19 protein-coding genes are annotated in these 23,466 nt (G+C 65.9%); 12 read left to right on the top strand and 7 right to left on the bottom strand.

Annotated features, from left to right (window positions below; genetic code table 11):
* The first annotated feature begins 37 nt into the window (after window positions 1–37).
* From JOE66_RS11560 to JOE66_RS11570, 3 genes are all read left to right on the top strand, one after another.
* Window positions 38–1,009 carry a Dyp-type peroxidase gene (locus tag JOE66_RS11560; protein WP_205109600.1) on the top strand — a complete coding sequence of 324 codons (972 nt, stop codon included), beginning with the start codon at window positions 38–40 and terminating at the stop codon, window positions 1,007–1,009.
* 132 nt (window positions 1,010–1,141) lie between these two features.
* Entirely contained in the window at window positions 1,142–2,065 is a 924-nt protein-coding gene (locus JOE66_RS11565) for a DsbA family protein (RefSeq protein ID WP_205109603.1), read from the top strand.
* A gap of 97 nt (window positions 2,066–2,162) precedes the next feature.
* The gene (locus JOE66_RS11570) at window positions 2,163–2,615 is read left to right on the top strand and encodes a VanZ family protein (RefSeq protein WP_205109605.1); all 453 of its coding nucleotides are present in this window, start codon (window positions 2,163–2,165) and stop codon (window positions 2,613–2,615) included.
* 101 nt (window positions 2,616–2,716) lie between these two features.
* Here the strand turns inward: JOE66_RS11570 and JOE66_RS11575 are convergent, their stop codons facing one another.
* Window positions 2,717–3,295: a helix-turn-helix domain-containing protein gene (locus JOE66_RS11575; protein WP_205109607.1), complete on the bottom strand. Its 579-nt coding sequence runs from the start codon at window positions 3,293–3,295 to the stop codon at window positions 2,717–2,719.
* A 77-nt stretch (window positions 3,296–3,372) separates the two neighbouring features.
* On the opposite strand from JOE66_RS11575, the gene JOE66_RS11580 reads away from it, so the two are divergent.
* Window positions 3,373–4,311 (top strand): NAD(P)/FAD-dependent oxidoreductase, encoded by a 939-nt coding sequence (locus JOE66_RS11580; protein WP_205109609.1) that lies wholly within the window; start codon window positions 3,373–3,375, stop codon window positions 4,309–4,311.
* Window positions 4,312–4,346: 35 nt separating this feature from the next.
* Window positions 4,347–4,610 carry a putative antibiotic biosynthesis monooxygenase gene (locus tag JOE66_RS11585; protein ID WP_205112165.1) on the top strand — a complete coding sequence of 88 codons (264 nt, stop codon included), beginning with the start codon at window positions 4,347–4,349 and terminating at the stop codon, window positions 4,608–4,610.
* Window positions 4,611–4,691: 81 nt separating this feature from the next.
* Here the strand turns inward: JOE66_RS11585 and JOE66_RS11590 are convergent, their stop codons facing one another.
* Window positions 4,692–5,273, bottom strand: coding sequence for a DUF4386 domain-containing protein (locus JOE66_RS11590; RefSeq protein ID WP_205109611.1), 582 nt, complete (start codon window positions 5,271–5,273; stop codon window positions 4,692–4,694).
* Window positions 5,274–5,358: 85 nt separating this feature from the next.
* Between JOE66_RS11590 and JOE66_RS11595 the strand changes: the two genes are divergently transcribed.
* Entirely contained in the window at window positions 5,359–6,030 is a 672-nt protein-coding gene (locus tag JOE66_RS11595) for a TetR/AcrR family transcriptional regulator C-terminal domain-containing protein (protein WP_205109613.1), read from the top strand.
* Between the two features lie 46 nt (window positions 6,031–6,076).
* Here the strand turns inward: JOE66_RS11595 and JOE66_RS11600 are convergent, their stop codons facing one another.
* The 4 genes from JOE66_RS11600 to JOE66_RS11615 all read right to left on the bottom strand — a co-directional run bounded on the left by JOE66_RS11600 (window position 6,077) and on the right by JOE66_RS11615 (window position 9,438).
* The gene (locus JOE66_RS11600; RefSeq protein ID WP_205109615.1) at window positions 6,077–6,718 is read right to left on the bottom strand and encodes a winged helix-turn-helix transcriptional regulator; all 642 of its coding nucleotides are present in this window, start codon (window positions 6,716–6,718) and stop codon (window positions 6,077–6,079) included.
* Between the two features lie 6 nt (window positions 6,719–6,724).
* Window positions 6,725–7,159 carry a VOC family protein gene (locus JOE66_RS11605; RefSeq protein ID WP_205109617.1) on the bottom strand — a complete coding sequence of 145 codons (435 nt, stop codon included), beginning with the start codon at window positions 7,157–7,159 and terminating at the stop codon, window positions 6,725–6,727.
* 80 nt (window positions 7,160–7,239) lie between these two features.
* Entirely contained in the window at window positions 7,240–8,913 is a 1,674-nt protein-coding gene (locus JOE66_RS11610) for an SPFH domain-containing protein (protein ID WP_307827174.1), read from the bottom strand.
* 3 nt (window positions 8,914–8,916) lie between these two features.
* Window positions 8,917–9,438, bottom strand: coding sequence for an NfeD family protein (locus JOE66_RS11615; protein ID WP_205109619.1), 522 nt, complete (start codon window positions 9,436–9,438; stop codon window positions 8,917–8,919).
* A gap of 109 nt (window positions 9,439–9,547) precedes the next feature.
* On the opposite strand from JOE66_RS11615, the gene JOE66_RS11620 reads away from it, so the two are divergent.
* From JOE66_RS11620 to JOE66_RS11645, 6 genes are all read left to right on the top strand, one after another.
* Window positions 9,548–13,417 (top strand): ABC transporter ATP-binding protein, encoded by a 3,870-nt coding sequence (locus JOE66_RS11620; RefSeq protein WP_205109621.1) that lies wholly within the window; start codon window positions 9,548–9,550, stop codon window positions 13,415–13,417.
* A gap of 80 nt (window positions 13,418–13,497) precedes the next feature.
* Entirely contained in the window at window positions 13,498–13,944 is a 447-nt protein-coding gene (locus tag JOE66_RS11625; RefSeq protein ID WP_205109622.1) for a DUF4190 domain-containing protein, read from the top strand.
* Between the two features lie 123 nt (window positions 13,945–14,067).
* Entirely contained in the window at window positions 14,068–16,737 is a 2,670-nt protein-coding gene (locus tag JOE66_RS11630) for a carboxylate--amine ligase/circularly permuted type 2 ATP-grasp protein (RefSeq protein WP_205109624.1), read from the top strand.
* 68 nt (window positions 16,738–16,805) lie between these two features.
* Complete coding sequence (locus JOE66_RS11635; protein WP_205109626.1) at window positions 16,806–18,590, top strand: N-acetylglutaminylglutamine amidotransferase; 1,785 nt, start codon at window positions 16,806–16,808, stop codon at window positions 18,588–18,590.
* Entirely contained in the window at window positions 18,563–20,509 is a 1,947-nt protein-coding gene (locus tag JOE66_RS11640; protein ID WP_307827175.1) for a S9 family peptidase, read from the top strand. Before JOE66_RS11635 ends, JOE66_RS11640 begins: the two co-directional genes overlap by 28 nt.
* Window positions 20,510–20,549: 40 nt before the next feature.
* The gene (locus JOE66_RS11645; protein WP_205109628.1) at window positions 20,550–21,917 is read left to right on the top strand and encodes a glycosyltransferase family 87 protein; all 1,368 of its coding nucleotides are present in this window, start codon (window positions 20,550–20,552) and stop codon (window positions 21,915–21,917) included.
* Here JOE66_RS11645 and JOE66_RS11650 read toward each other — a convergent pair.
* Window positions 21,833–23,452, bottom strand: coding sequence for a dolichyl-phosphate-mannose--protein mannosyltransferase (locus JOE66_RS11650; protein WP_205109630.1), 1,620 nt, complete (start codon window positions 23,450–23,452; stop codon window positions 21,833–21,835). The two genes, JOE66_RS11645 and JOE66_RS11650, sit on opposite strands and share 85 nt — an antisense overlap.
* Window positions 23,453–23,466 lie beyond the last annotated feature (14 nt).

Genomic DNA, 23,466 nt, shown 5'->3' on the forward strand with positions numbered 1-23,466 from the left:
CCTCGCCCTCGATACCTGCTGGCAATACACTCACTCCATGGATGATCAGACTTGGGCCCGCGCACCGATCGAGCCGCAGAGCGTGAACGCTCCGCTGTCGTCTGCAGCGGTCTTTCTCGTCGTCACCATCGAACGTGCCGCTGCGGCGGCGCTCGTCGTTCGCGAGGTCATCTCCGACATCGGTGGGCTCGTTCGCACGGTCGGCTTCCGCGACCTAGGCGGCAGGCTCTCGTGCAACGTCGGCATCGGCGCCGAGGCGTGGTCGCGGTTCGACCAAGCAGCGAAACCCGAGCAGCTCGACCGTTTTCACGCCATTCCGGGGCCGGTTCACACCGCCGTCTCCACGCCCGGCGACCTGCTCTTTCACATTCGGGCGGAGCGAGCCGACCTGTGCTTCGAACTGGAGCGCCTCATTCTCGACAAGCTCGGCGACGCGGTGACCGTGGTCGATGAAGTGCAGGGCTTCCGGTACTTCGACGCGCGCGACCTGCTCGGGTTCGTCGACGGCACAGAGAACCCGACCGGTCAGTCGATGGCCGAGGCATCGTTGATCGGTGATGAAGACCCTGAATTCGCTGGCGGCAGCTACGTCGTGGTGCAGAAGTACCTGCATGACCTCGCGGCCTGGGGCGGCCTGACGACCGAGCAGCAGGAGTCGATCATCGGCCGGTCGAAGATCGACAATGTCGAGCGCGAAGACGACGAGCCGGCGTCGGCGCCCCGAAAATCACATCGCAGCCTGAACACCATCGTCGATGAGAACGGTGTCGAACAGGCGATCCTCCGCGACAACATGCCGTTCGGCCGGCCCGGCCACGGCGAGTTCGGTACCTACTTCATCGGCTACGCCCGAAAGGTCTGGGTCATCGACCACATGCTGCGGCGCATGTTCATCGGCGACCCGGTGGGCGAGTATGACCGCATTCTCGATTTCTCGAAGGCCGTCACCGGGTCGAGTTACTTTGTGCCGAGCATCCAGACCCTCGAAGCTCTCGCGCCAGAAGAGTAGCGCAGCTGAACGGTGCACCGCTCGATTGCTGAGTGATCTCCCAGATCGCCCATAGCTCACTCATATAGCAGATCGGTACGGTCAACGTGTCTGTGGGCGTGCGGCGATCCTGCCCCGCCGGGGAACTGAGGGGTGGCGCGCGTCAACATCTACGAAGAGCAATTGCGCGGCCTGCCCAAGAAGGAGCGCAAGGCACTCTCGCGGGAGTTTGCACGAATCCAGCGGGAAGACCAGCAGCGTCGCAAGAAGCGCAACACGATCATCCTGCGCACCAGCCTGATCACCGTCGGCGTGGCTCTGCTCGCCGTTGGAACGCTGGTCACCGTGAACACCGTGCGGGCGGGGCTCGCCGGGCCTGCGAACATGGCCAGCGACGGCATCGTCGTGGTCGGCGACGGCACGAACGTCACGGCGACGAAGAGCGGTGCCCTGGCCGTCGGCCAGGCGCCGACTCCCAGCGTGCTCGACACCACGAACGGCATTCTCACTGTTGTCGAATATGTCGACTACTCCAACGCCGACGCGGCGACCTTCGAGACCACGAACGGCGCGGCGATCCAGGGCTGGGTCAAACAGGGGTACGCCACCCTCGAGATCCACCCGGTTGCGCTCTCGAGCACCGATGGCAACGACCCGGGCGCGCGAGCGGCGAACGCCATCGCCTGCGTGGCCAATACCTCCCCCGACAGCGTGCTCGCCGTGCACAATGCCCTGGTCGCCGACCAGGCCACCATCGCGAGCGCCGGGCTCAGCAACGCCGATCTCGTGAACCTTGTGACAACGGCCGGGGTGACAGACGCTGCCATCGCGAGCTGCATCACGTCGAACGGGTTCGCAAACTGGGTCAGTGATTCGACCGCGCGCGCGAAGGCTTCGGTGCCGAATTCAGACACCACATCGCTGACCAGCACACCGCTTGTGCTGGTGGACGGGATGGCATACACGGGTGCGGTGGGCGACCAGACGGCATTCCAGACCTTCGTGACCGACACCTTCACGAAGAACACCCCGGCCAGCACGGCAACCCCGACGCCGACACCGACGCCGACGCCGTGAGGCTTGGAGGCGAGGCTTCAACCGCAAACAGTGGCACATCGACGCCACACAGCCCGCGTTCAACGAACACCAAGAGTGATCGGGCATGCTGGGAGACATGTTCAGACGCCACCCCGTGCTCAGCGTGTTCACGCTCGCCTATCTCGGAGTTGTCGCGTGGATCACCCTCGGGCCGCAACCGCTCGACACCAAGGCGGAGGGCCTGCTCTACCAGGCGATCCGCTTCTTCGGCCGGCATGCCAGCACAGAGTGGATCACCTACGACCGCGTCGAGTTCACGGCCAACATCGCCATGTTCTTTCCGATCGGGCTCTTCTTTCTGCTGTTGCTCGGCCGGCGCCAGTGGTGGCTCGCCATCATCGCCGGCGTCGGGCTCACGTTCGGGATCGAGTTCATCCAGCTCTTTCTCCCGGACCGCGTCTCCGACGTTCGAGACATCATCTCGAACTCGATCGGTGCGACGCTCGGCGTTCTCGTCGGCCTTGCGCTGACGGCGAGCAAGGCGCGGCAACTTCGGCGCTCGCGCACCCCGGCTCCCCTCCGCGCCTGACCAATCGCGAAACCGGCATCAACCAGAACCGGTGCGGTGACCTGCTGAGATGTTTTGACAGATCCTCCGGGAACGATGACGTCGCAGCACATCGATGACACTCAGGTCGACTTTGCACGGAGGTGAATGCGTTCGCCCTGCTTGCCGAACATGCTGAGGATCTCGACCCGACCAGCGCCGGTCGCACCGAACCAATGCGGGTTCTTGGTGTCGAATTCAGCCGCTTCGCCCGCGCCCATGACAATGTCGTGTTCGCCAAGGACGAGCCGCAGTCGTCCGGCGAGCACATAGATCCATTCATAGCCGCCGTGAGTTCGGAGCACCGGCTTCCGGTCCGTTGCAGCGATGGTTACTTTGAAAGCCTGGGGTTCGCCGGGGTGCTGCGACAGCGGCGTCAGGATGCGTCCGTCCGACCGTGTGGACGTCTGCGGAACGCGTGGGTCTGCGATCCGGGGCGATGTCACGATGTCGTCCAAGGTCATCGAGAGCGCCGCAACGACAGGCAGGAGTATCTCCAGGCTTGGCTTTCGTTGCCCGGATTCGAGCCTCGACAGAGTGCTCTTCGAGATTCCCGTTGCCTCCGCCAATTCCTCGAGCGTCAGATCCTTCTTCTGCCTGGCGGCGCGTAGGCGCGGGGCGATCTGATTCAGCTCAGTCTGGATTCTCTGCGAGGTGCTCATGCGATCAGGTAACCATGCCGTCCCAGTTTCAGCAACAGTTGTCCCAAATCTCATCCCACCGATGTCACTGTTCCTTCATGAACAACACAACCACTACTGACGTCATCATCATCGGCGGAGGCGCCGCAGGGCTTAGCGCGGGACTCGTACTCTCGCGAGCCCGCGCCGACGTTCTCATCGTTGACTCCGGTCAGCCACGAAATGGGCCTGCTACACACATGCAAGGCTTTCTCTCTCGTGACGGGATGGATCCCGCCGAGTTCCTGAGAACCGCCCGCCGCGAAATCGAAGGGTACGGAGGTGCCTTCCTCGCGGGCTCAGTCGCGAGCGTGGAGAGACACGAAGGGTTCTTCAGCATCACCCTCCTGGACGGGACGATCAGGCAGGGACGCGCGCTTCTCATCGCGACCGGTCTCCACGACCACCTTCCCCTGATCCCCGGACTGAGTGATCGGTGGGGCTCACTTGTCCACCACTGCCCCTATTGCCACGGTTACGAAGTGCGCGGCCTGAGGATCGCCGTCATTGGCGGACCCGCGCGCGAGATGTCCATCAAGCAGGCGGGCCTTCTTCGCCGCTACAGCGACACCGTGACTCTCATCACCAACGGCATCGATCTCGATCCCTCAGAACGATCTCGACTCGAGGCCTTCGACATTCATGTCGTGACGGGCAACGTCTCCCACCTCATCGGTGGTGCGCCGGCGACGCTTACCGGGGTTGGTCTCATGAGCGGTGACGCAGTCACTGCCGATGCTGTCTTCATAGCGCCACCCCAGCGGGCCCACGACGAACTCCTCAAGGGACTCGGCTGCGAGACCAATGAGATCACCGGCCTTGTCAGCGCGGACGCCTTCGGGCAGACCAGTGTGAGTGGAGTATGGGCCGCCGGAAACGTGGTGACCCCAAGCGCCCAAGTCATCACCGCCGCCGGTGCCGGCAGCGCGGCCGCCATCTCGATCAACGGATGGCTTCTCAACACAGACCTCGACGCCGCGACCGCGGCGCGACCATAACCGGGACCCCGGTTCACAAAACAAAGGAAACAACAATGTCACTCCCCACACCAACCACCGCAACCGCGAAGCCCTCGGCACCCAAACCGCCATCCGTCCACGCCAGGGCGCTGATCACGTGGATCGCGATCTTTCCACTCGTCACGGTGGGCTTCTTCGCCATCGCACCGTTCGCTTCTGACTGGAACCCCGTGCTGCGCGCCTTCGTCCTCTCGGTCGTCGTCGTTCCCGTTGCGGTGTACCTCGTAGTGCCGCAGCTGATGCGGCTGTACGGAAGAGTTCGCGCCGCGCGAAGCTGATTCATGCGGTCTGGCGCGCCAGCCAGGCCGGACCGGGCACCTGATCGGCGCGCAAAACGCGTCGGGTATTCCACCCGTTGCTCAGATGCGAGCCTCGGCTGCGAAGCCCACAGACGATCTGAAACCGCGCGTTATCAGCCAGACGGCGAAGAAGAGTTCAAACAGTCCACCGGGGACGGTGGAGATGATACCCACGCCCGCGACACCGGAAAGCTCCAGGATGCAGCCCGTGGCGAAGGATGCGTAGCCGACGAAGCCCCACACAGAGAGAAACCGGGGTACGAGCCGTGATCGGTAGAGAGCAACGCAAAACACCAGGCTGCCGATACTCAGACCGGCCATCGCGACACTGTACGCGAGGAAGTTCATGTGGGCCGATCCCCGAAGCAGGAAGAGTGCGCCCGCGGCGAGAAATACGCCCTCGAAGAGGCGAGCTGTCAGGTACACGACTGCGACCGCCGGCGCGTGTGGGCGAAGTATCGGGACTAACAGAATTCCGATCACGATGACGGCCACGGAGTTGAGCAGCATCATGATCACGCCGGAGATCATCAGCACTCCATTCGTGGCCGCCAGTGCGACAGAGCTGCCGATGCCGTAAAGGAGGAAGGCGGCGAGCATGAGCCCGCCGACGGTGCGTGCGATGGTGCGAGTGTTCTTCATGATTCTTCCTGTCTCAGAGAATGCCTTCACCATACGGCGTAAGGTCGAATGGCATGACGATACCATACGTTGTAAGGTGAGGTCTATGGGCAGCGCAGAAACACGAAAACCGGTCACCCGTGAGCGAGCAATCCGAGTGGCGATTGAGCTCGCTGATGCCGGTGGTATCGAGTCACTGAGCATGCGCAAGCTCGCTGCTGAACTCGGAATCGAAGCAATGTCGCTCTATTACCACGTGAAAAGCAAAGACGACATCCTCGATGGGATGCTCGATGTTGTCTACTCGGAATTCTCGACTCCTCGGGCGGGCGATCCCTGGCGCCCCGCAATGCGCACCCGGGCGGAATCGACCCGCACGGTGCTGTCGCGGCATCCCTGGGCCATCAGCATGAAAGCGCGGACCTCCCCCGGCCCGGCAACTCTTGGTCACCTGGACTCGGTGATCGGCTGCCTCACCGCCTCAGGATTCTCGATGACCATGACCGCTCACGCGATGTCAGTCCTCGACAGCTATGTTCAGGGATTCGCCCAGCAGGAGGCAGCGCTGCCACTTGACCCGTCGGGCGACATCAGCTCAGCGACGGATGACATCATGGCGCAACAGGTAGCCATGGCAGAGGCGTTCCCCCACCTTGCTGACATGGCTGTGCGCCTGATCCTGCAACCGGGGTACGCCTACGCGAACGAATTCGACTTCGGGTTGACGCTGATCCTCGACGGTCTCGAGTCGGCGCACGCAGCGCAGGGGGGCACCTGATCGTCGGGCTCGCCGCAGCAGCAAACGACTGCCAGCACAGCTCGGATCAGGCAGCGAGGTGGAAGGTGGTCGCGAAGCGGTCGAGGAGCTCGTTGCGGCCACCGAGAACCTGCACGACGCCGGTTGTGATCGCGCGATCGGGGGTGAGCTCGCCGGAGATGAGCCGGCGGATGTCGGCACCCGCGGCAAAGGCGAGGTCGGCCGGGCCGCCACCACGCACGACATCCAGGTCAGACCCCTCCACCCGGATGAACAGTTCCACCGTGCCGAGCCTCGCCGCGTAGGCCGTCGGCGGCAGGCTCGCGGCCACCAGCGGCTGGAAGGCCGTGCGCAGATCCATGGTCATCGAATCCGGGGTGATGATCTGCGCCTCGCGTGGCTCCCCCATCGCCTTGAAGCCCCAGGCTCCGAGAGCGAGGATGACCGGCTCGAGTTCGCGGCCATACGGAGTCAGCTCGTACACGATCACACGCGAGTGCGGCACACGGCGGATGACGCCGCCTGCCTGCAGCTCCTTCAGGCGTGCCGCCAGGATGTTGCTCGGGATTCGGGCAAGCCCGCCGGCAAGTTCACCGTAGCGACGCGGCCCCACGAGCAGGTCACGGATGATCAGCAGCGCCCAGCGCTCTCCCACGAGTTCGAGCGCGCTGGAGACGCCGCCATACTGCCCGTAATCCCGTGCAGCCATCAGACCTCAGTCCTGCTGGGCCATCGCCGCTTCGGGGCCCTGGGCGGCGGCGACCGGGTCCATCCAGCCGAATTCGAGGAAGTTCCCGTCGGGGTCGTTCAGTTGGCGCTGGTACATGAATCCGTAATCTGAAGCCGGTTTGGGTTCGACCCCGCCGGCGGCCACCCCGTTGGCCACGGCCGTGTCGACAGCATCCCGACTCTCGAGGAAGATCGCGGTCGAGACCGTTGGGCTCACCGCCGGGTCGCCGATCGGAAGGTCGGTGAAGGTCTGGAAGTACTCGCGGGTCAGGATCATGAAGTAGTTGTGATCTTCTTCGACCACGACACAGGCCGCGTTGTGGTCGGAGAAGAGCGGGTTGATGGTGAATCCGACCGCCGTGTAGAACGACTTGGCGCGCTCCAGGTCTGTGACGGGCAGGTTGACGAACATTGTCGGCATGGTGAATCCCTCTCGATGGTCTGTCGCGTGCGAAGTGCCTTAACACTTGCAAAAAACAAGTGCCGCGTCAAGGCCTGCGTTCAGCTCGAGGAGGGCCGGTCATCCTTCAGCACGGTTGACGCGGCCGCGCCACCCGCCATGCCGGCGAGCACCGAGGTGAGGTCGAAGCCGGTGAGGTTCTTGACGAGCGCGGGCACGTCGCTGGCGATGTCGGTGATCTGCTGGCCGACGGCCGAGGCGCCGTCTTTGGAGATGACCGTGAAGTTGTCGATGCCGGCGAAGGCACCCGCGATGCTCTGGGCGATCTCAGGGAGGCGTTTGATGACCTCGATCGACGTTGCCGCGTTGCCGTAGCTCTCCATAGCCTGGGCCTGGGCTTTGATCGATTCGGCTTCGGCCAGACCCGCTGCACGGGTGATGGCGGCCTCTGCGAGCCCCCTGGCGTTGGTGGCGGCCGCATCGGCGTCGGCGGTCAGGGTCACCGAGGAGGCGGTCGCCTCTGCGTCGAGCAGGGCAGCCTTCTTGTTGGCCTCGGCGATTGTCTCCCGGCGGTAGGCCTCCGCTTCGGTGACCGCATTGGCACTCGAGCGCTGGGCTTCTGCTGCAAGGGTGACCGTGGCGGCCGACGCCTCGGCGTCGAGCACTGCAGCACTCTTGTTCGCCTCAGCGACGGTCTTTCGGCGGAACGCCTCGGATTCTGTGGCGGCGTTCGCGCTGTCACGCTGGGCATTGGCGTCTTGCACCTTGGCGTAGGCGGCGGCCTCGGCCGGCTTTCGGATGGAGATCTCGAGTCGTTCCTGCTCGACGAGGGCCTGCTCGGCGAGCGCCTGGCGCTCCTGCTCGGCGATGAGTCGATCCTGGTTGGCTTTGGCGAGCTGGCCGGAGGCGTCGGCCTCTGCCTGGGCGCGGTCGGTCTCCGACTTGATCGAGGCCTTCTTCAGGGCGAGTGCCTTGTCACGCTCTGCGACGCGCTCCTCCGACTCGATGCGGGCGAACTCGCTGGCCCGGAAGGCTTCGGACTGCGCCACGGCGGCCTCCTGCTGGGCCTTGGCCGTTTCGGCGGCCCCCAGGTTCGCGAGGTAGTTCGAGCCCGGCGTGGTCACGTCTTTGATGTTCAGGGTGTCGATGATGATGCCCTGTTCGGCGAAGTCGGCGCTGATCGACTTGACCACCAGCCCCTTGAACCGGGCACGGTCACTCGTGATCTCGCGAAAGGTGAGCTCGCCGATGATCGACCGCACGTGGCCCTCGATGGCGGCCGCGATGATGTTGGCGAGGTTCTTCTGGGTGCTCTGGAACAGCTGCGCGGCACGACGCACCGAGTCCGGGTCACCGCCGACGCGGAACTGGATCGCAACATCGACGTTCGTGTTGATGTAGTTGACGTCAGGGCCCTGCACGCTGAAACCGTGCTGGTACTGCTCAAGAGAGATTCGTTGGGTCTCGTTGACGATCGGCCAGATGAACGCCCGCTGGCCGATGACGACCTTCTGATTCTTCGTGTCGAGCGCAACCTCGTCGAACACCTGCGACCCGTTCTCGTCGAGCACGGGCTTTCCGCTGTCATCGAACCGCGGCGTGCGGATGGGCTTCGACTTCTGGTCCGCCCCGCCCTTCTGCCCGATGATGATGAGCGCCTCGTTGATGCCGACCTTCTTGATGCGCGATGCCGAGAACGCCAGGATCACCAGCACGGCGACGACGATCACGATGATCGGAATGAGGGGAATGCCGGTGAAGAGACTCGCGTCCACGCGTTAGCTGCTTTCTTTAGATGACGATGATTCAGTTATAACAACATAGGGGGCCACTCGTAGTGAACTGCCGGTGTGGCCGATCACCCGGACGCGCGTGCCCTCGGTGAGGATCTCAGCGCTCGTGGCGAGTCTGCGCCCCGATTCCCGGCTGTCTTCGACGTGCACCTCGCCCCCGGTCTCATCGACGTCGGAGGTGACGATCGCCGTCCGGCCGACGAGGGTGTAGTCGACGGTCGAGCCGCTGCTGATGCGCTGGAAGTAGCGCGTGAAGACGGCGCCGATTCCGAGGCTCAGAACTCCGGCTGCACCACCGATGACGTAGGCCGGCTGGGCTTCGGCGCCGCTTCCCAGCATGATGACACCCACTGCCCCGAAGATCGCCAGCGCGGCTCCGACCGGCGCAAGTGACAGCAGCCCGCCGGTCACGTCGAACAGGTCGAGCAGCCCGCCGAAGATGAGCCCGATCGCCATGAGTACGAGGCCGAGCGCGCCGACGACGACGAACACGACTCCCGGTGTCATGCGGCTACTGCGCTGCGGGCATCCATCTGAGCAGTCTGCCAGAATGCGGTCACCCGCGCGCGCCCACCGGAGGGTCGGTGATACCCGAAGCGCTCGTAGAATTGGGCGAGTGACTGACCGCTCGCCTGCCCCTGCCGAATCCGGCTGGATCCGCCGCCTGTGGCAGTACCTGCTCCGACACCGGCGGAGCCTCTACCTGTCGCTCGGCGCGGCACTGCTGGGCAGCGCCTGCCAGGTCGTCATTCCGCTGGTGGCCAGGCAGATCGTCGACAACGTCATTCTTGTACCCGACGCTCCCCTGCTGCCCTGGCTCGCGCTGCTGCTCACCCTCTCTGCGGGAGTGTTCGGCTTTGCCTACGTGCGCCGCTACCGAGGCGGCAAGGTCGCCCTCGAGGTGCAGACCGACCTGCGCAACGACATGCACGATCACCTGCAGACGCTCGATTTCGCGAGCCTCGACGCCCTGCCCACCGGCCAGCTCGTGTCGCGCGCGAACTCCGACACCACGCTCGTGCTCGGCCTGCTGAACATGATGCCCCTGATGAGCGGCAACGTCATTCTGATGGTGCTCTCGCTGGTGGTCATGTTCGTGCTGTCGTGGCCACTGGCGCTCGTGGCGCTTGTCGTGACTCCCCTGCTCGTCGTGATCTCGTATCGCCTTCGCGCCCGCATCTTTCCGGCGACGTGGGATGCCCAGCAGCGGGAAGGCGAGGTCGCCCAGATCGTCGACGAAGACGTCACCGGCGTGCGCGTCGTCAAGGCGTTCGGGCGCGAGACGCACGAGATCGACCGCATGGTCGGGGTGTCGACCGCCCTCTATGGTTCGCAGATGCGAGCCGTGCGCATCCAGTCGCGCTACCAGCCGCTGCTGCAGACCGTTCCGGTGCTGGCGCAGGTCGCCGTGCTCGCCTTCGGCGGTTGGCTGGCGCTCAACAACCAGCTCACGATCGGCACCTTTCTCGCCTTCTCGGCCTACCTGACCCAGCTGATGGGGCCGGCACGCATGCTGGCGGGCATCCTGACCATCGGCCAGCAGGCCCGCGTGGGCGTGGAGCGCATCTTCCAGCTGCTCGACCTCGAGCCCTCGATCATGGATGCTCCCGCCGCCGTCGACCTTCCGACACCGTTCACGGCGGCCTCGCCCGGGCCGTCAGGGCGCATCGACTTCGACCGGGTGAGCTTCGGCTACACCCCGGATGCGCTCGTGCTCGACGACGTGACCCTGCACATCGCACCGGGCGAGCGCGTGGCGCTGGTCGGCCCGAGCGGCAGCGGCAAATCGACGCTCGCCGCCCTCGTCTCGAGGTTCTACGACCCCACCGCGGGCACCGTGAGCGTCGAGGGCATCGACGTGACGGACCTGCATCTGAAGTCACTGCGCGGCAACGTCGGGGTGGTGTTCGAAGAGAGCTTCCTGTTCTCCGACTCCGTGCGGTCGAACATCGCCTTCGGTCGCCCGGCAGCGACAGATGACGAGGTGCGTGCCGCTGCAGAGATTGCCCAGGCGAGCGCGTTCATCGCACGGTTGCCAAGGGGCTTCGACACAGTCGTGGGCGAACGCGGTCTCAGCCTCTCCGGGGGGCAGCGCCAGCGTGTCGCGCTCGCCCGCGCCATCTTGTACGACCCCCGGATCCTGATTCTCGATGACGCGACCAGCGCCATCGACGCGCAAACGGAGGAGGCGATCCACGCGGGGCTGAAGGACGCCCTCGGTTCACGCACTGTGCTGCTGATCGCCCACCGCGAATCGACCCTCCACCTCGCCGACCGGATTGTCGTGCTCGAGAACGGCCGCATCAGTGACCAGGGCACTCACGACGAACTCCGCGAGCGTAGCGCTACCTATCGAGGGCTGCTGTCGAACCTTGACGAGCAGACACAGGCTGCAGCCCAGAGCGGCCGGATCGAAGTGCTGGCAGATCTCACCGCCGACGGCGATCTGGTTACTGGCCGCCAGGACGACGCCGACGCGGCAGCGAGCAGCGGCTCAGTTCCGCGACGACCTGAATCCCGATCCACTGCAGGGTCCTCCACCCCGGGAAACGCCGCCGCCGACGCGGGCGCGACCTTCCTCGCCCCGATGCCCGACCTCCTCGGCGCCGTGGCGAAGCTCGGCCCGGTTCGCGATGTGCCCGAGATCGACCTCGGGCGCGAGACGGTCGCCGACCCGAAATTCACCCTCGTGCGTCTGCTGAAGGAGTTCCGAAAGCCTCTGGCCGTGGGCCTGGTGCTCGTCGTTCTCGACGCCGTCGCCGGGCTACTCGGGCCGATTCTCGTGAAGACGGGCATCGACAGCGGCGTGCAGGCGGGTTCTGCCGCAGTGCTCTTCGGGGCATCCGCCCTGTATCTCATCGTCACTCTGGCCGACCTCTTCGACGTGATCGCCTCGACCTTCGTCACCGGCAGGATCGCCCAGCGCGTCATGCTGTCGCTGCGCATTCGCATCTGGTCGCAACTGCAGCGGTTGTCGCTCGACTATTACGAACGCGAGATGGCCGGCCGGGTCATGACGCGAATGACCACCGACGTCGACCAGTTCGAGTCGCTCATCCAGAACGGCCTGCTCTCGGCGCTCGTCTCTGTCGTCACCTTCGTGGGTGTGGGTGTCGCGCTGCTCACCGTGAACCTCGAACTGGGTCTCTGCACGCTCACCGTCGTCATTCCGCTGGCGATTGCGACGATGCTGTTCCGCAAGCGGTCGTCTACGCTCTACGACGTGTCGCGCGATCGCATCGCCGTGGTCAACGCCGACTTCCAGGAGAGCCTGTCTGGCGTGCGCGAGTCGCAGGCCTTTGTTCACGAGGCAGCGGCGGTCACGCGATTCCACGGTCTCGGCGCCCACTACCTCGAATCGCGGGTCAAGGCGCAGCGGCTCGTTGCTCTGTACTTTCCGTTCGTGCAGTTCCTGTCGGGGGTGGCCGACGCGATCGTTCTGGGTGTCGGCGCCGGCCTGATTGCCTCCGGCGACCTCACCTCAGGCGCACTCATCGCGTTCATCCTGTACATCGACATGTTCTTCTCCCCCATCCAGCAGCTCTCGCAGGTGTTCGATTCGTGGCAGCAGACCCGCGTCTCCGTGGGCAGGATCTCGCAACTCATGCAGCTCCAGACCCTCACTCCCACGGCAGCAGACGCCCTGGTGCCCGGCCGGCTCTCTGGAGCCCTCACCCTCACGAACGTACGATTCTCCTACCCGTCGACTGAACCCCTGCCGTCGGCGTCGAAAGCCACCAGGGGCCCATCGGATGCCCGGCTCGCCCTGAGCGACGACGCCTCGTTCATCGCCCCCCGCGAGGCGCTCCGGGGCATCACCCTCGACATCGCTGCCCGCGAGACCGTCGCCCTCGTCGGAGAGACAGGCGCCGGCAAATCCACGGTCATGAAACTCCTGGCGCGCTTCTATGATGTCGACAGCGGTGCGGTTCTGGCCGACGGTACCGACGTGCGCGCGCTCGATCTCGTCGCGTTTCGCAAACAGCTGGGCTACGTGCCACAGGAGGCATTCCTCTTCACGGGCACGGTTCGGGACAACATCGCGTTCGGTCGCCCCGGGGCGACTGACGACGAGGTGCATGCCGCGGCCACGGCCGTCGGGGCCGATGACTTCATCGCCGAGCTCTCTGGCGGGTACGACCATGCGCTCTCCGAACGGGGCCGATCGCTCTCTGCCGGCCAGCGCCAGCTGATCGCCCTCGCCAGGGCCCAGCTCGTCGACCCCGCCATTCTGCTGCTCGACGAGGCGACCTCGAATCTCGACCTGGCGACAGAGGCACGGGTCACGGCGGCAATGGACCGGGTCTCGCGCGGGCGAACCACCATCGTGATCGCCCACAGGCTGCAGACGGCCCGCGCGGCCGATCGCATAGCGGTGCTGCACGACGGTGGTATCGCCGAAGTGGGCACCCACGACGAACTCCTCGAACGGGGCGGCCGGTACGCGACGATGTGGAAGGCCTACCAGACCGTGGAGCAGCGCTAGGATTTCGGGTAGACATCACTCTCCTCACTCGTGTTGACTTCGCACTGAGCGACAGACCGAAACCCAACAGGCAGGATGCCATGACCGACCCCAGCCAGAACCCTCCGGGCGATCACCACCAGCCTCAGCCCGTGAACTACGGCACGACGCCGATCGCCTCCGTCGAGGGCCAGCCCGGGACGGCTCCGTACGCCGGCCAGAGCCAGTATGGCGAGCAGGGCCAGTATGCCGCCGCTCCCCCGGCGGCGTACGGTGCGGCTCGAACCAACGTGCTCGCGATCGTCGCTTTCGCGCTCTCGTTCGTCGTGCCGCTCGCGGCCATCGTCACCGGCCACATCGCCCTCGGTCAGATCAAGAGAACAGGCGAGCAGGGCCATGGCTTCGCCCTGGCCGGCACGATCATCGGCTACGCCCTGACGGGCCTGGCACTGATCATGGTGATCGCCTATGTCGCGTTCTTCATCGTGCTCATCGCCGTGGCCGCGACAAACGGCCAATACTCTACCGGGCGCTACGCCACCTACTGAGGGTTGTCACCCCGCACTGTGGGCCGCGTGTTACCGCGCGATCTGATTCCCAAAAGCCATATCACAATTTTCAGGTTTAGGTCATCCGTGCCGTTGGGGAGAATGGCGCTGTAAGTTACCGACATGAAGGCGGAGCTCACCCTCGGTGCAGAAGAAGAGTTGCATCTGATCGATCTCGAAAGCGGCACGCTTTCGGCTCGAGCACCGCAACTCCTGTCACGGTTGCCTGCAGACAGCTACTCGGCTGAGCTCCAACGCACCACGGTCGAGACAAACACCGCCGTCACCTCCACCCTGAGCGAACTCCGGGCGGAGTTACTGAGGCTCCGAAAGGGTCTCGCAGAGGCCGCCGGCGAGTTCGGGCTCGGCGTTGCGGCGGTCGGCACTGCTCCGCACTCCGAGTTCGCGGACTTCGAACTCACTGCAACGGGGCGATACCGGCGCATGCAGGAGCAGTACCGGCTGCTCGTCGACGAACAGCTGATCTGCGGACTGCAGATCCACGTGGGAGTCTCCGACCGCGATCTGGCAGTGCAGATCGCCCAGCGCGTCTCGCACGACCTGCCGCTTCTTCTGGCACTCTCGGCCAGCTCACCCTTTCTGAATGGGCACGACACCGGCTATTCGAGCATCCGCACCACCATCTGGCAGCGCTGGCCGAGCGCCGGGGCGACAGGCGAGGTCTCGTCTGCGGCCGAATACGACGAGCTGCTCAGCGACCTCATCTCGAGCGGCGTGATCGCCGATGCCAAGATGGCGTACTTCGACGTGCGGCCCTCATCGCACGAGCCGACTCTCGAACTGCGCGTCTGCGATGCCTGCCCGATCGTCGACGATGCCGTGCTGATCGCCGGTCTGTTCCGGGCTTCGGTGCTCTCTGCAGAACACGACATCGAGGCGGGCCGACCGCGACCGCAGATGCGGGCTCCGATCCACCGTGCTGCGATGTGGCAGGCGGCGCGCGGCGGGCTTTCGGGCATGCTGCTCGACGGAACCGTCCACCCTCGCCCGGTCCCTGCGGCGCACGCCATCCGCGACCTGGTCTCGCGGCTCCGCCCGCAGCTCGAGGAGCTCGGCGACTACGACGAGGTCAGGCACCTGAGCGAGGCCACCCTCGCGCGTGGCAACTCCGCGGACCGGCAGCGGGCCGCCTTCGCAGAACGAGGCGAGCTGCGCGACGTTGTGGAACAGGTCGTGCAGGAGACCCATGGCCCCGCAGAGGGGTACGCTCCCCGGGCCGCCACCGAGGCGCTCGCCCTGCGCAGTTACCGAACGAGAGCCGGCGACGAAGCCGTCGGGCCCAGCTCGATACCCCGGCCCGCGTACCGCGACGTCATCGACTTCTACCGCAACCTGAAGCCGACTGGTTTGGCCGATCGCAACCGCGAACGCGACGCCTATACCGAACGAACCTCGCTGGACTTCGGAGTCAAGGGGGCCTTCCAGCCCTTCGAAGTCGACCTCTTCCCGCGGATCATCAGCGCCTACGAATGGTCTGAGCTCGGCGCCGGCCTTCGCCAGCGGGCCCGCGCCATCGAGTCCTTCCTGCAGGACATCTACGGGCAGCAGCGGATCATCGCCGACGGCGTACTGCCGCGCGACCTCGCCGACTCGATCACCTCATCGCCGGGCTGGCGGGAGGAGGGCAGGCGAATCCCTCGGGGAACCGTTCGCGCCGCTGTCATGGGCTTCGACCTCGTGCGCAACGAGTTCGGCGGTTGGCGGGTGCTCGAAGACAATGTGCGTGCCCCGAGCGGGGCTGCCTACGCCATAGCAGCCAGGGCGCTGATGGATGCCGTGGTCCCTGAGCTACCCAGACCACTCGGTCTGCGCGACCCGCGTTCTGCCCTCGCCGAGCTGAGAGAAGCCCTGTTCGCCGGGCCGCGTGCCGGAGTCGGAGGCGACCTGCCACCCACCGTTGCGGCCGTTCTCAGCAGCGGCACCGCCAGCTCCGCCTGGTTCGAACACCGTCATCTGGCCGCCGATGCGGGCCTCCTGCTCGTGACGCCCGACGACCTCGACGTGGTGAGTGGGCGCGTCGTGGCCACCGCGTCGCGCGATGCCTCGGGCAACGCCGTGGCAGCCGGGTCGATGTCACCGGGTCATTCAGCAGACGGCAGGCTGATCATCCATTCGCTGTATGTGCGCATCGACCCTGAGCTGATCGACCTCGTCTCGAGCTCGGGGCGGGCGATCGGCCGGGAGATCCTCGAGGTGGCAGAAACGGGCAACGTCTTTCTCGCCAACGCACCCGGTAACGGGGTCGCAGACGACAAGGCGATGTACTGCAACATTCACGACGTGATCGGTTACTACCTCGATGAACGCCCGTTGCTCGAATCCGTTCCGACCTATCGCACCAGCGACGCCTCGGAGCGCCGCAGCGTGCTCGAGCGGGTCGGGGAGCTCGTCACCAAGCCGGTCGACGGCGAAGGCGGGCGCGGCGTGCTGATCGGGCCGAAGGCCACGGCATCCCGTGTCGCCGAGCGCCGCAGCGAGATTGCGGCAGACCCCGCTGCGTGGGTCGCCCAGGAACTCGTCGCTCTCTCCTCGCTGCCGACCTTCGCCGGAGCACACCTCGAACCGCGGCACGTCGACCTTCGGGCGTTCGTGTACGTGCGAGGCACCGGGCCTGATGACGTCACGGTGGCCGACTTGGCGCTCACGCGCGTGGCACCGGCAGGGAGCATGGTGGTCAATTCCTCGCAAGGCGGAGGAGCCAAGGACACCTGGATCCTGGGCGCAGACGGCTCGCCCGACGACCGGAACGCTCATGTGCGCACGAGCCGGTAGCGACGCGGCACCGAGCGCCGCAGCCTGCAGGGCGAACGGCCGGGCTGCCAGAACAGGGGGGGCCTGAGATGTGCGGCGTCGCCGGGGAGTTCCGCTTCGACGGGCAGAGTGCCGACATCGCGGCCCTCGCCCGCATGTCGTCGTGCCTCGTTCACCGGGGCCCCGATGGTGACGGGCTCTGGGCCCATGGCCCCGTCGCACTCGGCCACCGGCGACTGTCGATCATCGATCTGAGCGCGGCGGGTTCCCAACCGATGGTGGATGCCCCTCTCGGCCTGACGGTGGTCTTCAACGGCTGCATCTACAACTACAGAGACCTTCGCACCGAGCTGGCGGGCAAGGGCTACACCTTCTTCTCCTCCTCAGACACCGAGGTGATCGGTAAGGCATATGCCGAATGGGGCATGGATTGTGTCGACCACTTTCTGGGAATGTTCGCCTTCGCGATTCTCGAGAGGGAGAGCGGGCGTCTGGTGCTAGCCAGGGACCGCCTCGGTATCAAACCGCTGTACCTGGACGAGACCGGTGAGCGCCTCCGCTTCGCCTCGACCCTGCCCGCCCTGATCGCCGGTGGTGGCACCGACACGAGTATCGACCAGGAGGCACTGGCGTACTACATGACCTTCCATTCGGTTGTCCCCGCCCCACGCACCATCCTGAACGGCGTACGCAAGCTGCCGCCGGCCACGATCCGGCTGATCGAGCCAGACGGCCATTCGGTGGAACGGGTGTACTGGGCACCGAGTTTCGCCCGCGATGACGAGTACGCAGGATTCGACGAGCGTGACTGGCAGGATGCGGTCATCCGGAGCCTTCGAACCGCAGTCGAACGGCGCATGGTCGCCGACGTGCCCGTGGGTGTGCTGCTCTCGGGAGGCATCGATTCGAGCCTCGTGGTGGCCCTTCTCGCCGGAGCGGGCCAGACCGACCTCAGCACCTTCAGTATCGGTTTCGAGGCCGCCGGAGGCGAGTCGGGTGACGAATTTGAGTACTCGACACTCGTTGCTGATCGCTTCGCAACGGACCACCATCGCATCACGATCGACAGCTCCCGCCTACTGCCCGGCATCGACGGCGCCATCGCCGCCATGAGCGAACCCATGGTGAGCCACGACTGCGTGGCGTTCTACCTTCTCAGCGAAGATGTCTCGAAGTCTGTCAAGGTCGTGCAGTCAGGGCAGGGCGCCGACGAAGTCCTGGGCGGTTACGACTGGTACCCGCCGCTCGCCGATGTGCCACGCGGCGCTGCAGCCGAAGCCTATGCCAGCGTGTTCTTCGACCGCCGGTGGCCCGCGATGAGTTCGATTCTCTCCCGTGACTGGATGCTCGGGCACGATGCCCCGAGCGAATTCATAGCCCGCCGATTCGCGGAGCCCGGGGCAGAGACCTCCGTCGACGCAGCCCTGCGCAACGACACCACCGTGATGCTGGTCGACGACCCGGTGAAACGGGTCGACAACATGACCATGGCCTGGGGCCTGGAGGCTCGTGTTCCCTTTCTCGACCACGAGTTCGTCGAACTGGTCGGGAGAATCCCTCCACAGCTCAAACTGGCCGACGGCGGCAAGGGGGTACTGAAGGCGGCCAGCCGCGGAATCGTGCCCGATGAGGTCATCGATCGCACCAAGGGCTACTTTCCCGTGCCGGCGATCCGGCAGCTCGAGGGGCCGTACCTGGCGAAGATGCGCGATGCTCTCACAGACCCGGCTGCCCGTGCGCGTGGCCTCTTCAACAGCGCAGAAGTCGAACGTCTCCTGGCCTCTCCGAACGAAACGAGGACGACCCTCGGGTCGAATGCGCTCTGGCAGCTTGGTTTACTGGAGCTGTGGCTGCAGAAACAGGGAATTCGATAATCGACACCGGCGAGCTGATCGCGCGCCTCGTCGCCGCGTGGGGCAGCTGGGGGCCGACGATGACGCCCGACGCCGACCGCGTCGCCTTCATCAGCGACCGCTCCGGCCTACCCCAGCTCTGGGTGCAGGCTGTCGTGACCAGCGGTGAACTGCCCGAGCCGTCGCTCATCCGATTCTGCGACGACCCCGTCACTGCGGTGACCTGGTCGGCCGACAGCGCGTGGCTCGCGTGTGCCGTCGCAACCGACGGGGGCGTTCGGAGCCAGGTCTGGGTCGTCAGGCCAGACGGCACGGATGCCCGGCGAATCGCCGGCGACAGCGAACACCATGCTGAGCTCGGGCCGTGGACCCGCAGTGGTCACCGCGTGGTCGTCACTGTGCCGTCGGCCGAGGTCGGGGAGCCCACACGCACCTTTCTCGTCGAGCCCGTGACTGGGCACTTCGAGCCGCTCGCCGTAGGTGAGCTCATCCATGTGCTCGACCTCTCGGTCGGCGAGGCACTCGTGGTCATCCGCGACGGCCGGCGGGGACACGAGTTCTGTGTGGTCGTCGATCGGCTGAGTGACGAGGACCACCCGTTGATGCCTCCGGGCGAGCACGGGCACGCGGTGACCGGGGCGACGACAGCGGCACTCATCCGACCCGCGCCGGCGGGTGCCGAACCTGGCAGCCCCGTCGTCGCCTACCTCGCGACCGAAGTCGGGGCGCCGAGGCAGCGACTGGTCGCCCTGCCCCTCGCCCCCGATGGCTGGCGCGGTGTGCCCCGTGTTCTCGCAGAACGAGCCGATGCCGAACTCGAAGCACTCGATGCCGACGACGCCGGGCGATTGTTGCTGCTGGTCTGGAACTGCGCGGGGCGAAGCGTGATCGAGCTCTACGACACGACGACAGACGAATGCATTCCCGTGGCCGGCCTGCCGGGGTTGGTTGCAACAAGCCCGGTGCTGAGCCGTGATGGCAGCACGGTCATTCTGAGTGTCGAGGGGCCGCTGCGCCCACGCGAGCTCTGGCGGCTCGACACGGCGGCACACAGCTGGACGCGCGTCACGCAGGTACCGGCCCTGGCCGGGATGGCACTCGCAGAGCCGACGCTCGAGCACTTCACCGGCGAGGACGGGCTCCGGTTGAGCGGCTGGTTGTACCGCGCTCCTGGTGGAGCACGCCCCCGTGGTGCGCACGCGAAGCCGATCGACGACGCGGGTGAAGCAGAATCGGCTCGGTCTGCCGGGCCCGCCATGCTGAGCCTGCACGGCGGACCAGAGGCGCAGGAGAGACCGACGTTCAACCCGCAGCACCAGGCGATGGTCGCAGCGGGCATCACCGTCTTCGCGCCGAACGTGCGCGGGTCATCCGGTTTCGGCCGCGAGTTCAGCCATCTCGACGACGTTCATAGGCGACAGGGCGCGTTCGACGATGTGCTCGCCGCGGCCCGGTTCCTCGTCGACGCCGGCCTGGCCGACGCGGGGCGGATCGCTGTGACGGGTCGCTCCTACGGCGGCTACCTCACCCTGGCCGCGCTGGCATTCTCCCCCGGTGTCTTCGCTGCCGCAATCGACATCTGCGGGATGTCCCACATGATGACCTTCTACCGGGACACCGAGCCGTGGATCGCCGCGGCCGCTGTGACCAAGTACGGGCATCCGGAACACGACCAGAAGCTGTTACGCCGCATCTCGCCGCTTGTGAAGGTGTCGAACATCGATGTGCCCCTGCTGGTGGCGCACGGTGAGCTCGACACGAACGTGCCTGTGAACGAGGCACGCCAGGTCGTGGCCGCGCTGCGCGAACTCGGGAGGCCGGTCGAGTACCTCGAACTCGCGGGTGAGGGTCACGAGTACCGACGCGCAGAGTCGAAACTGCTGCTCGCCGAGACGATGGTGCGGTTCCTGCTGGAGAACCTCTCCCGAATCGAGGGGTGAACAGCCGCCCATCGCCTGCGATTCACGACAGGATGGATCCATGCGGTCGAGGCGCACTGCCGTCGTCTGGCTCACACTCGGTGTCGGAGCCCTCTTTCTCGTGCTCGCCTGGCTGTCGAAAGAGCCCTGCCTGGCACTGAATGCCGCCGGAACAGGCGTCGACTGGAGTGGCGGGCTGCCGTTCCGAGCGGCATGTTACACCGACATTATTCCGCTCTACGGGGCGCGAGGGTTCGACACGACCGCCTTCCCCTACGCGCACGGCGCCGTGGGCGTGTCTTCAGGCGCCCCTGCCTCCCAACCTCGCTTTCTCGAGTACCCGGTTCTCACCGGCATGCTCGGCTGGCTGGCAGCCGGGCTCTCGGCGGGGTACACCGCGATCTCGGGAGCAGGACTTGTGCCGGCCGGTATCGGCGTGGTGCAGTTCTTCACCGTGACCGCGCTCCTGTTGTCGGCCTGCTGGCTGTTCGTGGTCTGGGCGGTGACCCGGCTGGCACCCGACCAGCCGTTCGCGGCGGTGTTCGTGGCGGCCTCGCCGGTAGTGGCACTCCAGGCGTTCACCAACTGGGATGCCCTGGCCGTCGCCCTGGCGATGGGGGCGATGCTCGCTTTCGCGGCAGCAGAGAGGGCTGGCCCAAAGGCTCAGTCGTGGTGGATCTGGGTCGTCGTTGGCGGGGCACTGTGCGGTCTGGGAGCAGCGGCGAAGCTGTTCCCGGCGCTGATTCTGGTCGCGGTACTGCTGCTGGGCATCCGGAACCGGTCGTTGACGACCTTTCTGCTCGCGACCGCCGGCGCGCTCGGCGCCTGGCTGGTCGTCAACGTGCCTGTTGCGGTCGTCTGGCCCGCGGCGTGGTTCGAGTTTCTGCGCATCAACACCCTGCGGGGCGTCAACGTCGATTCGATCTACCAGTCACTTGCAAGCGCGACCGGATGGTCGGCCCCCGACAGCGCGGCCGCCGGGTGGATCTCCGCTGCCCTCTTCGTCGCGGGCGTTGTCGGTGCCGCGGTCTTCACCGTGCGAGTTGCAACAGCACCCACGCTGGCGCAGCTGGTGTTCATCGTGCTCGCCCTGTTCCTGCTCGTCAACAAGGTGTGGAGCCCGCAATACTCGCTGTGGTTGCTGCCGTTCCTGGTGCTTGCCCTCGCGCGGGCCGGTGGCGCGGTGCTCGTCGGCAGCCTCGCGGCGTGGTCGGCCGTCGAAGCAGCGCTGTGGTTCGTCGATATGAACCATTTCGCGAACCCGGGAGCAGGGGTCGACGCCTGGCTGGTCGGCACCGTGATCGTGCGCACAGTTGTCACGGGCGCCCTGGTGTTGGTGGTCGTCTACTCGAACCGCCACGACACGAGCCAGAAGTGCAGGTCGACAAAGCCGTTCGTGACCGGCGGCGATGCCACCCACAGTGGATAGAAGAACGCACTCACGGCGAGGCAGACCAGGAGAAACCCGCCGACCACGGCGATACCGAATCGTCGAATCCGCGGTGGATCGGTGCGGCTGCCGAGCAGGTAGCCAAGCACCGCCGTGAGCGCCAGGATCAGGTAGGGCTCGAAGATGATCGAGTAGAACTGGAAGATCGTGCGGTTCATGAAGAGCAACCAGGGCAGATAGCCGGCGACGACTCCGAGCAGGATCACTCCGAGCATCCATTCGCGGCGCAGAACGAAGCGCACCAGCACGACGATGACGGCCGCGACCGACGCCCACCAGATGATCGGGTTGACCATGAGCCACGCCGTCTCGCGGCAGACGGACTCGCCGCAAGGGCCGATACCGCCCGAGGTCGTGCGGGTGTACATGCTGAGCGGCTGCGTGTAGAGCAGCCAGGTGAGCGGGTTCGCCTGGTAGCCGTGCGGGGTGCTCAGATTCACGTTGAAGGCGAGCATAGCGAGGTGGTGGTGCACGAAATTCTGGATGATCGGAGGAACCCACGCGAACCCTCCGCCCCAGGCGGCGTTGTGCTGCTGCACCCAGTGGCGGTCGCTGCCGCCGTCGGTGACGAACCAGCCTGTCCACGTGGCGAGGTAGGCGATCGCGGCGGAGACCCCGAGTACACCGGTCGAGTAGGCCGCACGCCGTATCGAAACCAGCCGTGAGGGTCTCGATACGCGTGGCTCCGCCCCGCTCCTCGACCGGCGGGAGGCCAGCCAGTCGGTGATCGCGACGAAGACGGCGAAGGCCAGCAGGAACCAGATCGCCGACCACTTGGTACCGCACGCGAGGCCGAAGAGCACGCCGGCGACCACGAGCCAGGGGCGTCGCCAGAGCAGGCGGCGGCCGATCATCCGTCGTGCGTTCTGGGAACGGCGATCGAGGAGCGTCGCACCCACGCCGGCGAGACAGAGCAGCGTGAGGGGGCCGTCGAGAATGGCGGTGCGGCTCAGAACGATCGCCTGGCCGTCGACGCCGATCAGCAGGCCTGCGATGCTCGCCAGCACGATCGAGCCGAACAGGTGCCGGGCGATCAGGTACGTCAGCAGTACGACGAGGATTCCGCAGACGGCGACCGCGATGCGCCAGCCGACCGTGCTGTCACGGCCGAAGAGAGCGAACCCGGTCTGGATGATCCATTTTCCGAGCGGTGGATGCACGGCGAACTCTGCATCGGCCGAGAACCCGTCTGTCTGCCCTCTGTTGACCTGGGCGTTCGCGTCGTCTGGCCAGGTTCCTTCGTAGCCGAGGCGGCTCATCGAGAGCGCGTCTTTGACGTAGTAGGTCTCGTCGAAGACCAGGGAGTTGGGCCAGCCGAGGTTCCAGAGCCGAAGGAACGCGGCGAACGACGTGACGATGATCGGTGCGATCCACGCCGAGCGGCGGTGGCGCGCGGGAGTGGAGAGCACACGGCCCCACCAGCGGTCGAGTCGCGTTGTGGCGAGGTCGGCGCCGACACTCGGGGGCGCCAGGGCAGCCGTATCTGCATCGTGTGGGTGCAGAGTCTTGTTCACGGCCGGTCCCTTGG

This window comes from Subtercola frigoramans (assembly GCF_016907385.1).
GTDB classification, from domain to species: Bacteria; Actinomycetota; Actinomycetes; order Actinomycetales; family Microbacteriaceae; genus Subtercola; species Subtercola frigoramans.